Source organism: Denitromonas iodatirespirans (genome assembly GCF_018524365.1).
Taxonomy (GTDB): Bacteria; Pseudomonadota; Gammaproteobacteria; order Burkholderiales; family Rhodocyclaceae; genus Nitrogeniibacter; species Nitrogeniibacter iodatirespirans.
Genome location: NZ_JAEKFT010000055.1, coordinates 1 through 13495, shown reverse-complemented (window position 1 = coordinate 13495; position 13495 = coordinate 1). Strand labels below are relative to the sequence as shown.

Below are 13495 nucleotides of genomic sequence, written 5' to 3'. Positions count from 1 at the left end.
TTGGTCCATCGGTTTGACCTCGTTCCAAGGCATGGGGCTGCCCTCCTATCCGCTCCCATGCAGGGTAGAAGTTGTTACCCATGTCTTTGAACCGATTTGTTACCGATGAGTGTGAACCGTACACCCCGCTGTCGTGGCCCTTCGGGCTTCCCTCCCTCCGCAAGCACGGGGCGGGCAGCTTCGCAAACTCGCCCTGCGGGCTCAGACAGCGAAGCCGCTGTTTCCGCCCCGCGCTTGCTGCGCTCGGCACGACAGAGGGGGAGTGGGTGCCCGTCCGTGTGGTCCGCGGCGTTTCGGGCGATCGCCGTAGGCGGCAGTGGCCGGAGGGCATTGCACCGCTCGGCGGTTGCTTGCTGCTGGACCTGACTAAGTACGTACGCCAACGCCTGAGGCTTCGGCGGCCGTGCGAAGCGGACCATCCTGTGTGGCGATCGGGATTTGCAGGCGCAATGCCAGCTCCAGATAGGCTGCATCGTAGCTGCTCAGATCGTAGCGGAGCGCCAAGGCCAGCAGTTCGCTGGGGCGCGGGGTGGCGGGTTCGATGTCGATGGGAAGCCCGCAAATCTGCTCGATGACCTGTTGCGCCTGTTCGGCCGTGAGGCGTTTGCGCCGGCATGCCGTGCGCAGCACGTTGGCAAATTCGAGCTGCCACAGGGCCGGGACAACCGCCCGGTCTTCTTCCAGCCGCAGGGCGATGGCGTCGGTATAGGGGCTTGCCTGGTCGTCGAGAAACCAGCCGGCGACCACCGAGTTATCCAGCACGAAGGGCATCAGTCGCGCCCCTCTTCGATGGCCTCCCGGACATCCATGCCAAGGCTGACGCCTTTCCGAAGTTCGCGCAGGCGGGCGAAGGTGCCGGCAACCTGCTGGCGCTGCGCTTCGGCGGACACTTCGACATCGACCGCCGAGATGATGCGCGCGATGGCACGGCCACGACGGGTGATGGTCACTTGCTCGCCATGCTCGACGGCGACCAGAAGCTCGGAAAACTTGGTTTTGGCCTCATAGACGGGGACGGTCTTCATGATCGAGCCTCTTGATTGAGTTGGTTAGCCCGATTATAGGCGCAGAACATCGACGCACGTCCCGAGGATCCGCCGATGGCCGGCGGAAGCGCTTGTGCGAGAGGCTTCTACCGCGCATACCCCTCATGCTCCCCGATATACCGAAACAGAAAATCCCGAAAACTCTGCGAGGCCGGCGTGAGTGAGCGTCCGTTGCGGGTGAAGGTGTAGAAGCGTCGCGTCACGACGGGATCAACCAGCGGGCGCATCTCCAACCCATACAAGCGCACGAGCGAGGCGGCGTAGGGGATGCAGACGGTGATGCCGAGGCCGGCGCTGACCATGCTGAGCGCGGTGGACATGAAGGCGACGGTGGTGTTGGGGTCGAGGGATTTTTCGCGCATGGCGGTGTGGAGGTCGACCGACAGGCGCTCGGTGAACTGGCCTTGCAGGGCGATGAGGGGCCAGGCTTCGAGGTCGGTCCAGCGGACGCTGTCTTGCGCGGCGAGGGCGTGACCGGGCGGGAAGACGGCCATGAAGGGCAGTTCGAACAGCGTGGTGGCGTCGATGTCGGAGTTGGGGTCGCGTTCGGGGCCGACGCCGAAATCCACCTCGCCGGAGAACACGCGCGAGACCACGCTCTCGACCGCGCAGTCGACCAGCCGGATGCGCACGTCGGGGTGCTCGGCGCTGTAGGCAGCAATGACCTCGGGCAGCAGGGTGCAGGCCATCAGCTGCGGGGCGGCGACGCGCACCGTGCCTTTCTTCAGCGCCTTGAGGTTGGCGACTTCGTCGAGCACGTTGTCGAGGTCGTTGAGGATTTTCTCGACCAGCGGATAGACCTCGCGGCCGGTGTCTGAGAGCTGGATGCGCCGCGTGCTGCGGTCGACCAGGCGCAGGCCGAGCGAGCCTTCCAGCTCCTTGATCAGCCCGGACAGCGCGGATTGCGTGATGAACAGGCTCTCGGCGGCGAGGGTGAAGCTGCCGGTGCGCGCCACGGCGATGAAGGCGCGCAGCTGGCGCAGGGTGATGTTCATAAGATCATCCGATAAATTGATCTGAAAAAGCTGTTTGTATGATATGTCGTTCTGGGCTGTAATGGACACATCGGCCAGTGGCATCGGCCCGGAGTACGCAGAGACCGGTCAGGTCCGCACACAGGAGACAGCAATGAGCTTGGTCCAGAAAATCCATCACGTGGCATATCGTTGCAAAGATGCGCTGGAGACGGCGCGCTGGTACGAAAAGCACCTCGACATGAAGCTGGTGCTGTCGATCGCCGAGGACGCCGTGCCCTCGACCGGCGAGGCCGATCCGTACATGCACATCTTCATGGACGCCGGCATGGGCAATGTGCTGGCCTTCTTCGAGCTGCCGACCCGCGCGCCGATGGGCCGTGACGAAAACACCCCGGCCTGGACCCAGCACCTGGCGCTGGAGGTCGACTCGATGGATTCGCTGATGGCCGCCAAGGCGCGGCTCGAGGCGGCCGGCATCGAGGTGGTCGGGCCGACCGACCATGCGCTGTTCAAGTCGATCTACTTCTATGACCCCAACGGCCACCGCCTGGAGCTGGCCGCCAACACGCTGCGCCCGGGCATGCTCGAGGCGCTCGACAAGGTCAAGTGGGACATGCTTGAAGAGTGGTCTAAAACCAAGAAAGCGCCCAAGCATGCCGCCTGGATGCATGACGGCCGCTATCAGGAGATGTTCAAGTGAAACTCGCAACCCTCAAGGCCGGCGGGCGCGACGGCACGCTGGTGGTGGTCAACCGTGACCTCACCCGCTGCCAGCGCGTGCCCGAGGTGGCCGCCACCCTGCAGCAGGCGTTGGACAACTGGGCCGACGTCGCGCCGCAGCTGGCCGCGGTTTACGAGGCGCTCAACAACGGCGCGGCGCGCCATGCCGAGCCCTTCGATGCGGGGGCCTGCCACTCGCCGCTGCCGCGCGCCTACCAGTGGGCCGACGGCTCGGCCTACATCAACCATGTGGAACTGGTGCGCAAGGCGCGCGGCGCCGAGCTGCCCGAATCCTTCTACACCGATCCGCTGATGTACCAGGGCGGCTCGGACAGCTTCATCGGCCCGCGCGACACGGTGGTGGCCGACCCGGCCTGGGGCATCGACTTCGAGGCCGAAGTGACCGTGGTGACCGGCGACGTGCCGATGGGCGCCACGCCGGCCCAGGCGGCCGCGGCGATCCGGCTGGTGATGCTGGTCAATGATGTGAGCTTGCGCAACCTGATCCCCAACGAGTTGGCCAAGGGCTTCGGCTTCTTCCAGTCCAAGCCCGCCTCCGCCTTCAGCCCGGTGGCGGTGACGCCCGACGAACTGGGCGAGGCCTGGCAGGGCGCCAAGCTGCACCTGCCGCTGCTGGTCGAGCTCAACGGCAAGCCTTTCGGCAAGCCCAATGCCGGTGTCGACATGACCTTCGACTTCGGCCAGCTGATCGCCCATGTGGCGAAAACGCGTGAGCTCGAGGCCGGATCGATCATCGGCTCGGGCACCGTCTCCAACAAGCAGGGCGACCTGTGGGGTTCGAGCATCGAGCACGGCGGGGTGGGCTACTGCTGCCTGGCCGAGGTGCGCATGTACGAGACCATCGAGCAGGGCAAGCCGCTCACGCCCTTCATGCAGCCGGGCGACCGGGTGCACATCGAGATGAAGGACGCGTCGGGCAACAGCATTTTCGGTGCCATCGACAACACCGTCGTGGCGCCCCAGGCGTCGTAAGACCGCAGCAACCCAAGACATAAAAAGGTGGACGAGACATGAAAAAGACCCTGATCACCGCCGCCGTGGCCCTGCTCGGCAGCAGCGCCGCCCTGGCCGAGGAGCCGATCATCCTCAAGGTGGCGCACTTCTGGCCGCCCACGGCGATGAGCCAGCAGAAGGTGCTGGAGCCGTGGTGCGCCAAGATCGAGCAGGAATCGGCCGGCCGCATGAAGTGCCAGATTTACCCGGCCATGCAGCTCGGCGGCACGCCGCCGCAGCTGATCCAACAGGTGCAGGACGGCGTGGCCGACATCGTGTGGACCCTGCCCGGCTACACCGCCGGCCGCTATCCGTCGATGGAAGTCTTCGAGCTGCCCTTCATGACCAACCGCGCCGAGCCGGCCAGCCGCGCCGCCTGGCACTACTACGAGCAGTTCGGCAAGGAAGACTTCGCCAAGGTGAAGCCGCTGGCCTTCCATGTGCATGACGAAGGCTATGTGCACAACAACAAGCACCCGATCACCAAGCTGAGCGACTTCCGCGGCCTGAAGATGCGCGCGCCGACCCGCCTGACCAACAAGATGATCGCCGCCTTCGGCGCCACGCCGGTGGCCATGCCGTTGCCGGCCGTGGCCGAAGCGGTGTCGAAAGGCGTGGTCGATGGCTATGTGCTGCCCTGGGAGGTGATCCCGGCGGTCAAGCTGCACGAGATGACCAAGTTCCACTCCGAGACCGACAAGTCGATGCCCTCGCTGTACACCGCGCTGTTCATCGTGGCCATGAACCCGGCCAAGTACGACAGCCTGCCGGCCGACCTGAAGAAGGTCATCGATGCCAACTCGGGCGCCGATTTCTCGGCCTCGATCGGCAAGGCCTGGGACGTCTCCGCCCCGCCGGCGCGTGAAAAGGCCGTGGAACGTGGCAACGAGTTCGCCATGATCTCCGCCGAGGAACTGGGCAAGTGGCGCAAGGTCACCGACAAGCTGGCGAGCAGCTGGGTCAAAGAGATGGACGGCAAGGGCTACAAGGGCCAAGCCATGCTCGATACCGCCAAGAGTCTGATCCAGAAGTACAACGCACAATAAGACGACGGCGGCCGGGGCCCGCGATGGGCCCCGGCCGCCGAATCGCCAGCGCGTCCGCGACGCGCCTCTGACCGAGAGAACTCCCATGGCTGAAGCCATTCCCCGATCCGGCGACGCACCGGATCCGCGCCCGCGCGACCCCGTCGGCCGCTTTCTCTACGCCTGGTCGATGCTCTCCGCCATCGGCGGCAGCCTGGTGCTGTTCGCCATCTGCGCGGTGTCGGTGTACAGCGTGGTCGGCCGCTGGCTGACCGACGAGCCGGTGCTCGGCGATGTCGAACTGGTGCAGATGGGCTGTGCGCTGGCCGTGGCCGCCTTTCTGCCCTGGGCGCAGATGAAGAACGCGCATGTGATCGTCGATTTCTTCACCCACAGCGCCTCGCCCGCCGTACGCCGCGTGCTCGACCGCATCGCCGCGATCATCCTGATGGTGCTGTCCTTCGTCATCGCCTGGCGCAGCTTCGCCGGCGCCTGGGAGGCGTTCGAGACCGGCGAGACCACCATGCTGCTCGGCTGGCCGCTGTGGTGGTCCTACACCACGCTCGGCCCCAGCTTCTTCCTGCTCGGCCTGACCGCCGCCTACACCGCCTGGAAAGGCACGCTGCACAGCGAAGGGGGCATGGAATGACGAGCGTGGAGATCGGTTTCGCCATCGGCGCCTTCACCCTGGTCCTGCTGGCCCTGCGCGTGCACATCGGCATGGCGATGCTGCTCGGCGGCTCGATCGGCTATACGCTGGTCTCGGGCTGGGACCCGCTGATGAGCTACTTCAAGCACCTGGCTTACGGGCGCTTCTCGGTGTACGACCTGTCGGTGGTGCCGCTCTTCCTGCTGATGGGCAACGTCGCCTCCAAGGGCGGCCTGTCGCGCCGGCTGTTCGAGGCCACCAACGCCTTTCTCGGCCACTACCCCGGCGGGGTGGCGATGAGCGCCATCGGTGCCTGCGCCGGCTTCGGCGCCATCTGCGGTTCCTCGCTGGCCACCGCCGCCACCATGGGCCAGGTGGCCCTGCCCGAGCTGCGCCGCTGCCACTACTCGCCGTCCCTGGCCACCGGCGCGCTGGCGGCCGGCGGCACGCTGGGCATCCTGATTCCGCCCTCGGTGGTGCTGGTGATCTATGCCATCCTCGCCGAGCAGAACGTCGCCGCGCTGTTCATGGCCGCGCTCATTCCCGGCCTGATCGCCATGTTCGGCTACATGCTGGTGGTCAGCCTGTATGCGCGCTTCGTACCCGGCAGCGGCCCGGCCTCGGCGCCGTTGCCATGGCGCGCCCGCCTGCATGCGCTGGGCCGCGTCTGGCCGATCCTGGCGGTGTTCATCACCGTCATCGGCGGCATCTACGGCGGCATCTTCACCCCCACCGAGGCGGCGGCGGTGGGCACCTTCGCCACCACCGCGCTGGCGGTGATCTCGCGCGAGATGCGCTGGCGCGAGTTCGTCGCCGCGGTGCTCGGTGCGGCCGAGGCGACGGCGATGATCTTCCTGATCCTGATCGGTGCCGACGTGCTCAACGCCTTCCTGGCGCTGTCGCAGATGCCGGTGGCAATCGCCGACTGGGTGCTGTCGAGCGGCTTCCCGCCGATGGCGGTGCTGTTCGCCATGATCTTCGCCTACCTGGTGCTCGGCTGCGTGATGGACAGCCTGTCGATGATCCTGCTCACCATCCCGGTGTTTCTGCCCATCGTCATGGGGCTGGACTACTGGGGCCTGGGCTACAGCGACAAGGCCATCTGGTTCGGCATCCTGGCGCTGATGGTGGTCGAGATCGGCCTGATCACGCCACCGGTGGGCATGAACGTGTTCATCATCAACTCGCTGGCCAAGGACATCCCGATGAAGGAGACCTTCCGCGGCGTGCTGCCTTTCCTCGCCTCGGACCTGCTGCGCATCGTGCTGATCGCCTTCTTCCCTGGGCTGGCCCTGTGGCTGGTGCATGTGCTGGGCGGCTGAGCGCCGACGCCGGAGACCTGTCATGAAGCTCTACACCTACTTCCGCTCCTCCGCCGCCTATCGGGTGAGGATCGCCCTCAACCTCAAGGGCCTGCCCTGGGAGGCCGTGGCGGTGCATCTGGCGCGCGGCGAACAGCGTGCGCCCGGCTACCGCAGCATCCATCCGGCCGGCCTGGTGCCGACGCTGGACGACAACGGCCTGCTGCTGACCCAGTCGCTGGCGATCGTCGAGTACCTCGACGAGACGCATCCGCAGCCGCCGCTGCTGCCGGCCGACCCGGCCGGTCGAGCCCGGGTGCGCGCCATCGCCCAAAGCATTGCCTGCGAGATCCACCCGATCAACAATCTGCGGGTGCTGAACTACCTGACCGGCGAAATGGGCCTGACCGAAACGCAGAAACTCACCTGGTACCGCCACTGGGTGGATACCGGTTTGGCCGCGGTCGAGGCGCAGCTGGCCGGCCATCCGGCCACCGGCCGCTTCTGCCATGGCGACACGCCGGGGCTGGCCGATGCCTGCCTGGTGCCGCAGATCTACAATGCGCAGCGCTTCGATTGCCAGCTCGACCATGTGCCGACGGTGATGCGCATCGTCGAGGCCTGCGAGGCCTTGCCGGCCTTCCAGGCGGCGGCGCCCGGCGTGCAGGCCGATGCCGAGTAGCGCGGCGTGAGCGCCACCGGGCCCGGCCGGGCCATCGCCATCCTGCTCACCACGCTGGTGGCGCTGGGCCCGCTGTCGACCGACTTCTACCTGCCCTCGCTGCCGGCCATGACCGCCGCGCTGGGCACCGATGTGGCCCACACCCAGCTCACGCTGTCGGTCTTTCTCGGCGGCTTCGCCGTCGGCCAGCTGTTCTACGGCCCGCTGTCCGACCGCTTCGGCCGGCGCCCGCTGATGCTCACCGGGCTGGCCATCTTCGTGCTGGCCAGCATCGCCTGCGCGCTCGCGCCCAACATCGAGACGCTGATCGCCGCGCGCTTTGCGCAGGCCATCGGTGCCTGCGCCGGGCCGGTGCTGGGGCGCACCGTGGTGCGCGACATCTACGGGCCGAAGGACTCGGCGCGCATGCTCTCCTACATCTCGGCGGCGATGGCGCTGGCGCCGCTGGTCGGGCCGGTGTTCGGCGGCTGGCTGTCGGTGGCTTTCAGCTGGCGCGCCACCTTCGTCTTTCTGGTCATCTACTCCGCGCTGCAATGGGTCGCCACCTGGCGCCTGCTGACCGAGAGCAACCGCCATCCCGACCCGACCGCCATCCAGCCGCGGCGCATCCTGGCCAACTACGCCACCTTGATGCGCGACACCACCTATCGCGGCGTGCTGCTGTGCAACGGCTTGGCCTATGCCGGCATGTTCGCCTTCATCTCGGGCGCGCCCTTCGTCTTCATCAACCTGTTCGGCTTCAGCCCGCAGACCATGGGCCTGGCCTTCGGCCTGATGGTGTCGGGCTTCATCACCGGCACCATGTCCTCCGGCCGGCTCGCCTCGCGCCGCGGGCCCGAGGCGATCCTCACCGCCGGGGTGGTGATCAGCAGCGTCGGCGGTGCGGTGATGCTGGCCCTGTCGATGGTCGGCTGGCAGCACCCGGCGGCGATCATGGTGCCGATGTGGCTGGTCACCTGCGGCATCGGCTTCATCATGCCCAACGCCACCGCCATTGCGTTGGCGCCGTGGCCGACCATGGCCGGTGCGGCCGCTTCGTTGATGGGTTTCGTGCAGATGGCGCTGGCGGCGCTGTTCGGTGTGTTCGTCGGCCACAGCTTCGTCGATTCCACCGTGCCGATGGCCGCGGCGATCTCCGCCGGCATGGGCGGTGCGCTGCTCAGCTACTGGTTGTGGGTGCGCCCGGCAGTACACCGGCCGGCGCCTTGAGGGCGGCCGGAGCGGCCCGTGGCATTCCGCAGGCGTGTATCGGCCTGTGCACCATAGGCCAGGCGGGCGGCCGTTTCGCTGCCGAGCGCGAAGGCGATGGCGGCGGCGCGCAGGAAGGCGCGCAGGATGGCATTGTCGAAGGCCTTGGACCTCCGTGCGGGGGGCGTCGATCGATGCGGTAGGCGATAGGCGGCGTGTGGCATGGGGCGCTCCTCGAAGATCATGGGCGGGGAGAAGGCCTCGCGCCTGCCCGGTGGCAGCGCGCGAGGCCGCTTGTCGCGCCGGGCTCAGCCCAGCTCGACCGGCACGAACAGGCGGGCGTCCTGACGCTGGATGAGCAGCGCCACATGCTTGTCGGCGCCGCTGATCATGCGCTGCAGGGCGGCCACGTCGGCCACCGGCTGGCCATTGACCGCCAGCACCACGTCGCCCGGCTGGATGCCGGCGCGCTTGGCGGCGCCGGCCACCTGCAGCACCACCACGCCGCCCTTGGCCTTGAGCTGCGCGGCCTCGTCGGCGTTGAGCGGGCGCACCGCCACGCCGAGCCGGCCATGATCGGCCGCAGGCGTATCGGCGCTGGCGACCTCCTCGGCCGCCTGGGCGCCGAGCGTGACGCTGATGTCGCGGGTCTCGCCCTTGCGCCACACCTGCAGCGTGATCTTGCTGCCCGGCGCCATGGCGGCCACCTTGGGCGGCAACTCGTTGGAATTGGTGATGCGCTCGCCGTTGAGCTTGAGGATCACGTCGCCCGGCTGCAGGCCCGCCTTCTCGGCCGGGCTGCCCGGCTGCACCTGGCTGATCAGCGCGCCGTTGGCGGACTTGAGGCCGAAGGACTCGGACAGCGCCTGGTTCATCTCCTGGATGCCCACGCCGATGCGCCCGCGTGTCACCTTGCCGTGGGCCAGCAGCTGGTCCTTGACGTTGTTGGCGACCTCGATCGGAATGGCGAAGGACACGCCCTGGTAGCCGCCCGAGCGCGAGTAGATCTGCGAGTTGATGCCCACGACCTCCCCCTTCAGGTTGAGCAGCGGCCCGCCCGAGTTGCCCGGGTTGATCGCCACATCGGTCTGCAGGAAGGGCACATAGCCTTCGTCGGGCAAGGAGCGCGACTTGGCCGAGACGATGCCGGCGGTGACGCTGTTCTCGAAGCCGAAGGGCGAGCCGATGGCCACCACCCACTGGCCGACACGGGTGCTGTCGGGCGCGGCCAGCGGCAGCGTCGGCAGCTTGTCGGCGTCGATCTTGAGCACGGCCAGGTCGGTGGCCTTGTCGATGCCCAGCACCTTGGCGGTGAATTCACGCTTGTCGGTGAGCTTGACCGTCACCGTGTCGGCCTCGGCCACCACATGGGCGTTGGTCAGGATCACGCCGTCGGGCGAGACGATGAAGCCCGAGCCCTGGCCGCGCACCACCTGCTCGCCGCCGGGCATCTGCAGGCCGGGGCCGAAGCGGCGGAAGAATTCGGAGAAGGGGTCGTTCGGGTCGAGCTGGCCGAAGGGCGAGGCGATGCCGCGCGTCTTGACCAGTCCCTCGACGCTGATATTGACCACGGCCGGGCCGCTGCGCGCGACGATGGTTTCGAAATCCGGCATGGCCATCGCGGCGGCCGGGCTTGCCGGCGCGCTGACGGCCGGCACCGATTCGGCATGGACATCGGCGATGCCATGGCGGGCGCTCAGGTAACCGGCGCCCGCGGCCACGGCCAGACTGACCGCCAGCGCGGCGGCAGAACGTTTGAAGGTCTTGGCTTGCATGATGGACTCCTTGAGATGCGATGCGAGCCTGTGCTCGCCGTGGAGACCACCTTAGGCCGGGGCAACTTAAAGCAAACTTAAGAAGCCCCGCGGCAAAACGTAAGACGGTGTTTCAGTTGCCCGGGTGGGCGTTGTCCGCCGGCACGAAGCCGAGGCACACCCGCAGACCGCCGCCCTCGGCCGTGTCGAGCGTCAGCACGGCGCCATGGCGCTCGGCGATCGCCTTGACGATGGCCAGGCCCAGGCCGCTGCCGTCCGAGCTTGCGTCATCCTGGCGGTAGAAGCGGTCGAGCACCCGCTCGCGCGCCTCGGGCGCGATGCCCGGGCCGGTGTCGCTCACCTCGAGCCACAGCCGGCCCTCGGCGCGGCGCACCGCCAGATCCACCCGGCCGCCGGCCGGCGTGTAGCGAATCGCGTTGTCGATCAGGTTGTCGAGCGCGGTGCGCAGCGCCGCCGCATCGGCGCGCACGATGGCGTCGTCGGCCAGCGCGGTGGCGCCCAGATCGATGTCGCGCGCCTCGGCCAGCGGGGCCAGGGCGGTCAGCGCGCTGCGCGCCAGCGCGGCGAGGTCGACCGGGGCGACCGGCGCCTCGGCCGGCGCGCTGTCGGGCGATTGGCGGGCCAGGGTCAGCAGCTGCTCGACCAGGCGGATGGCGCGCACCAGCCCACCGCGCAGCTCGGCCAGCGCAGCCTCGCGCTCGGCGGCGCTGTCGGCGCGCTCGGTCAGCTGCAGCTGCAATTGCAGGGCGGTGAGCGGGGTGCGCAGGGCATGGGCCGCGTCGGCGACGAAGGCGCGCTGTGCCGACAAGGCCTGCGAGAGGCGGTCGAGCAGGCCGTTGAGCGCGCCCACCAGCGGCAGCGCTTCGTCCGGCACGCCCTCGGCCGACAAGGGGGTGAGCGCATCGGCGCGCCGCACCGAGACGCCATGGGCCAGGGTGTCGAGCGGGCGCAGGCCGCGGCCGATCAGGTACCAGATGATGAGGCCGAGCAGCGGCACCAGCACCAGCAGCGGCACCAGGGTGCTGAGCGCCGCCTTGGCGGCCATGGCGCGGCGCACCCGCATCGGCTGCGCGACCTGGATGACCCGGTCGCGCAGCGGCACCGAGTAGACCCGCCAGTCGTCCTCACCGGCGCGCACCGTGGCGTAGCCGAACTGTGCCAGGGCGGGCAGCACGCTGTGCGGATGCGACAGGTAGAGGCGCAGGCCGCGTCCGTCCCAGATCTGGATGACGAAGTCGAAGGACTTGTCGGGCGGGGCGACCGGCGGCGCCTGGCCGAAACTGCGGTCGCGCAGCGACAGCGCCAGTTGGCGCAGGTGGTAGTCCATCACCGCATCGACTTCGTCATGCGCCATCCGGTAGGTGGCCAGGCCGGCGATGGCGAACACCGCCACGATGGCACCGAGCAGGGAGACCAGCAGGCGCCGGCGCAGGGAGGTCATGCCGGCTCCGACAGGATGTAACCGACGCCGCGCAGGTTGCGGATCCAGCCGGGGCCGAGCTTGCGGCGCAGTGCATGGATGTGCACCTCGATGGCGTTGCTCTCGACCTCCTCGCCCCAGCCATACACCCGCTCTTCGAGCCGGGCGCGCGACAGCGGCTTGCCGTCGGCCTCGAACAGGGCGGCGAGCAGGGCGAATTCGCGCGCCGAGAGCTTGACCGGCGCGCCGTCGAGCGTCACCGCATGCGCCGCCGGGTCGAGCACCAGCGCGCCGCGGCAGAGCACCGGGTCGGCCGCGCCGCGCCCGCGCCGCGCCAGGGCGCGCACGCGCGCCGCCAGTTCGTCCAGATCGAAGGGTTTGACCAGGTAGTCGTCGGCGCCGGCATCGAGCCCGCGAATGCGGTCGCTGACCGCGTCGCGCGCCGTCAGCACCAACACCGGCAGCGCATTGCCCGCTGCGCGCAGCCCCTGCAGGACGTCTATGCCGTCGCGCTTGGGCAGGCCGAGGTCGAGCAGCAGCAGATCGTAGGGCGTGTCGTTCAGTGCCAACTCGGCGGCGAGGCCGTCGCGCACCCAGTCCACCGCATGGCCGCTCTGGCGCAGGCCACGCTGCACGCTGGCGCCGATCATCGCATCGTCCTCGACCAGCAGGATCCTCATGTCGTCGCCATGCCCCGATGAATGTCTGAGTTGGCGCCCATTGTAGCCGCGGCGGCCGTTGCCGGCCCGCGCACGATGTTCGGCCCGCGTGTAAGGAATGCGCGAAGCCGGCGGTCTGTCAGGTGAGCTCGGCATTTTCAGCGCCGGCCCGATGCGGAAATCACCCCCGCCCATGACGACAGAGACCTATTGGAGAGACCCATGAAAAAGAACCCGACCGCCCGCAAGCTCGCCACCGCCTTCGTTGCCGCCGGCCTGATGGCCGCCGGCAGCATGGCCTACGCCACCTGCGCGCCGAAGAAAGGCCCGTGCTCGGCGCAGCATCCGTGCGCGGCCAAGAAGAACCCCTGCGCGGCCAACCCGTGCGCCGCCAAGAATCCGTGCGCCGTCAACCCGTGCGCGGCGAAAAACCCCTGCGCTGCCAAGAATCCTTGCGCAGCGAAAAATCCGTGCGCCGCCAAGAAAGCCTACTGAGCTTCGGGATGTTTGCACGCCGGCCGCCACCCGGGGGCCGGCGTTTTTGTTGGTTCAGGGAGTCTCGTAGCGCGTACAAAATTCAGACCGGAAGCGATGCGGCAAAACCCGATGGGTGCGCGGTCGATAGGCCGATAAGATCCCGAAGTCGGGCGCCATGGCCGGTGCCCGCGTTGCCCACACCGGTTGCCGGTATCGCAAGGCAATGACAACGGTCTTTTCTTGTCCAATAAATCCACCTATCATGCGCCCTCACCCCCGATATCCGAGGCCGCCATGGACCGACATCTTCCTTACGCCCCCGGCTGGAGCCAGCACCAGCGGCTGATGCGCCTGATCACGGCGCTGGGCGACGATGTCCTGTTGGCCGAGAACGCCACCATCCGCGAAACCCTCGGCCCGGTCGGCGAGCACGCCGGTATGCGCATCGTGCTCGACGCGCTTTCGGAAAACGCCCACCTGCCGCTCGGCAGCCTGCTCGGCCAAGCCGTCCGGCTCGATCTGCAAACCGGGCTGTCGCGCATCGAGCGCCGCCCCTTCCACG

General features: G+C 68.1%; 16 protein-coding genes. 9 read left to right on the top strand and 7 right to left on the bottom strand.

All coding sequences use genetic code 11. The features are described 5' to 3' along the window. Positions 1-366 precede the first annotated feature (366 nt). From I8J34_RS23455 to I8J34_RS23445, 3 genes are all read right to left on the bottom strand, one after another. Entirely contained in the window at positions 367-771 is a 405-nt protein-coding gene (locus I8J34_RS23455; protein ID WP_214364065.1) for a type II toxin-antitoxin system VapC family toxin, read from the bottom strand. Beyond that, positions 771-1025, bottom strand: a complete 255-nt coding sequence (locus I8J34_RS23450; RefSeq protein WP_214364064.1) for a type II toxin-antitoxin system Phd/YefM family antitoxin — start codon at positions 1023-1025, stop codon at positions 771-773. Before I8J34_RS23450 ends, I8J34_RS23455 begins: the two co-directional genes overlap by 1 nt. Positions 1026-1132: 107 nt before the next feature. Further along, positions 1133-2041, bottom strand: a complete 909-nt coding sequence (locus I8J34_RS23445; RefSeq protein ID WP_214364063.1) for a LysR family transcriptional regulator — start codon at positions 2039-2041, stop codon at positions 1133-1135. A gap of 133 nt (positions 2042-2174) precedes the next feature. Between I8J34_RS23445 and I8J34_RS23440 the strand changes: the two genes are divergently transcribed. The 7 genes from I8J34_RS23440 to I8J34_RS23410 all read left to right on the top strand — a co-directional run bounded on the left by I8J34_RS23440 (position 2175) and on the right by I8J34_RS23410 (position 8623). After that, positions 2175-2723 carry a VOC family protein gene (locus tag I8J34_RS23440; RefSeq protein WP_214364062.1) on the top strand — a complete coding sequence of 183 codons (549 nt, stop codon included), beginning with the start codon at positions 2175-2177 and terminating at the stop codon, positions 2721-2723. Continuing rightward, positions 2720-3736 carry a fumarylacetoacetate hydrolase family protein gene (locus I8J34_RS23435; protein ID WP_214364061.1) on the top strand — a complete coding sequence of 339 codons (1017 nt, stop codon included), beginning with the start codon at positions 2720-2722 and terminating at the stop codon, positions 3734-3736. Before I8J34_RS23440 ends, I8J34_RS23435 begins: the two co-directional genes overlap by 4 nt. A gap of 38 nt (positions 3737-3774) precedes the next feature. Continuing rightward, positions 3775-4803, top strand: coding sequence for a TRAP transporter substrate-binding protein (locus I8J34_RS23430; RefSeq protein WP_214364060.1), 1029 nt, complete (start codon positions 3775-3777; stop codon positions 4801-4803). 85 nt (positions 4804-4888) lie between these two features. Continuing rightward, on the top strand, positions 4889-5431 hold the full coding sequence (locus tag I8J34_RS23425) for a TRAP transporter small permease (RefSeq protein WP_214364059.1): 543 nt from the start codon (positions 4889-4891) through the stop codon (positions 5429-5431). Next, positions 5428-6753 carry a TRAP transporter large permease gene (locus tag I8J34_RS23420; RefSeq protein ID WP_214364058.1) on the top strand — a complete coding sequence of 442 codons (1326 nt, stop codon included), beginning with the start codon at positions 5428-5430 and terminating at the stop codon, positions 6751-6753. Before I8J34_RS23425 ends, I8J34_RS23420 begins: the two co-directional genes overlap by 4 nt. A 22-nt stretch (positions 6754-6775) precedes the next feature. Beyond that, complete coding sequence (gene maiA / locus I8J34_RS23415) at positions 6776-7414, top strand: maleylacetoacetate isomerase (protein ID WP_214364057.1); 639 nt, start codon at positions 6776-6778, stop codon at positions 7412-7414. A 6-nt stretch (positions 7415-7420) separates the two neighbouring features. Next, positions 7421-8623, top strand: coding sequence for a multidrug effflux MFS transporter (locus I8J34_RS23410; protein ID WP_230411976.1), 1203 nt, complete (start codon positions 7421-7423; stop codon positions 8621-8623). On the opposite strand, the gene I8J34_RS23405 is transcribed toward I8J34_RS23410, so the two are convergent. The 4 genes from I8J34_RS23405 to I8J34_RS23390 form a co-directional block, all read right to left on the bottom strand. Then, positions 8578-8826 (bottom strand): hypothetical protein, encoded by a 249-nt coding sequence (locus I8J34_RS23405; protein WP_214364056.1) that lies wholly within the window; start codon positions 8824-8826, stop codon positions 8578-8580. The two genes, I8J34_RS23410 and I8J34_RS23405, sit on opposite strands and share 46 nt — an antisense overlap. A gap of 84 nt (positions 8827-8910) precedes the next feature. Beyond that, the gene (locus I8J34_RS23400) at positions 8911-10377 is read right to left on the bottom strand and encodes a DegQ family serine endoprotease (RefSeq protein ID WP_214364055.1); all 1467 of its coding nucleotides are present in this window, start codon (positions 10375-10377) and stop codon (positions 8911-8913) included. 112 nt (positions 10378-10489) lie between these two features. Continuing rightward, positions 10490-11818: an ATP-binding protein gene (locus tag I8J34_RS23395; RefSeq protein ID WP_214364054.1), complete on the bottom strand. Its 1329-nt coding sequence runs from the start codon at positions 11816-11818 to the stop codon at positions 10490-10492. Next, a complete protein-coding gene (locus I8J34_RS23390) occupies positions 11815-12477 on the bottom strand; it encodes a response regulator (protein ID WP_214364053.1) in 663 nt (220 codons plus the stop codon). Before I8J34_RS23390 ends, I8J34_RS23395 begins: the two co-directional genes overlap by 4 nt. Before the next feature lie 201 nt (positions 12478-12678). On the opposite strand from I8J34_RS23390, the gene I8J34_RS23385 reads away from it, so the two are divergent. Both I8J34_RS23385 and I8J34_RS23380 read left to right on the top strand, forming a co-directional pair. Then, positions 12679-12951: a hypothetical protein gene (locus I8J34_RS23385; RefSeq protein WP_214364052.1), complete on the top strand. Its 273-nt coding sequence runs from the start codon at positions 12679-12681 to the stop codon at positions 12949-12951. Between the two features lie 276 nt (positions 12952-13227). Then, on the top strand, positions 13228-13495 hold a 268-nt coding region (locus I8J34_RS23380), incomplete at its 3' end, for a hypothetical protein (RefSeq protein ID WP_214364051.1).

Excerpts from the sequence above, each read along its gene's own strand:
- I8J34_RS23395 (WP_214364054.1), bottom strand. The coding sequence starts at position 11,818 with ATGACCTCCCTGCGCCGGCGCCTGCTGGTCTCCCTGCTCGGTGCCATC.
- I8J34_RS23455 (WP_214364065.1), bottom strand. The coding sequence starts at position 771 with ATGCCCTTCGTGCTGGATAACTCGGTGGTCGCCGGCTGGTTTCTCGAC.
- I8J34_RS23440 (WP_214364062.1), top strand. The coding sequence starts at position 2,175 with ATGAGCTTGGTCCAGAAAATCCATCACGTGGCATATCGTTGCAAAGAT.
- I8J34_RS23430 (WP_214364060.1), top strand. The coding sequence starts at position 3,775 with ATGAAAAAGACCCTGATCACCGCCGCCGTGGCCCTGCTCGGCAGCAGC.
- I8J34_RS23425 (WP_214364059.1), top strand. The coding sequence starts at position 4,889 with ATGGCTGAAGCCATTCCCCGATCCGGCGACGCACCGGATCCGCGCCCG.
- I8J34_RS23400 (WP_214364055.1), bottom strand. The coding sequence starts at position 10,377 with ATGCAAGCCAAGACCTTCAAACGTTCTGCCGCCGCGCTGGCGGTCAGT.
- I8J34_RS23390 (WP_214364053.1), bottom strand. The coding sequence starts at position 12,477 with ATGAGGATCCTGCTGGTCGAGGACGATGCGATGATCGGCGCCAGCGTG.
- I8J34_RS23385 (WP_214364052.1), top strand. The coding sequence starts at position 12,679 with ATGAAAAAGAACCCGACCGCCCGCAAGCTCGCCACCGCCTTCGTTGCC.
- I8J34_RS23450 (WP_214364064.1), bottom strand. The coding sequence starts at position 1,025 with ATGAAGACCGTCCCCGTCTATGAGGCCAAAACCAAGTTTTCCGAGCTT.
- I8J34_RS23420 (WP_214364058.1), top strand. The coding sequence starts at position 5,428 with ATGACGAGCGTGGAGATCGGTTTCGCCATCGGCGCCTTCACCCTGGTC.
- I8J34_RS23445 (WP_214364063.1), bottom strand. The coding sequence starts at position 2,041 with ATGAACATCACCCTGCGCCAGCTGCGCGCCTTCATCGCCGTGGCGCGC.
- I8J34_RS23405 (WP_214364056.1), bottom strand. The coding sequence starts at position 8,826 with ATGCCACACGCCGCCTATCGCCTACCGCATCGATCGACGCCCCCCGCA.
- maiA (WP_214364057.1), top strand. The coding sequence starts at position 6,776 with ATGAAGCTCTACACCTACTTCCGCTCCTCCGCCGCCTATCGGGTGAGG.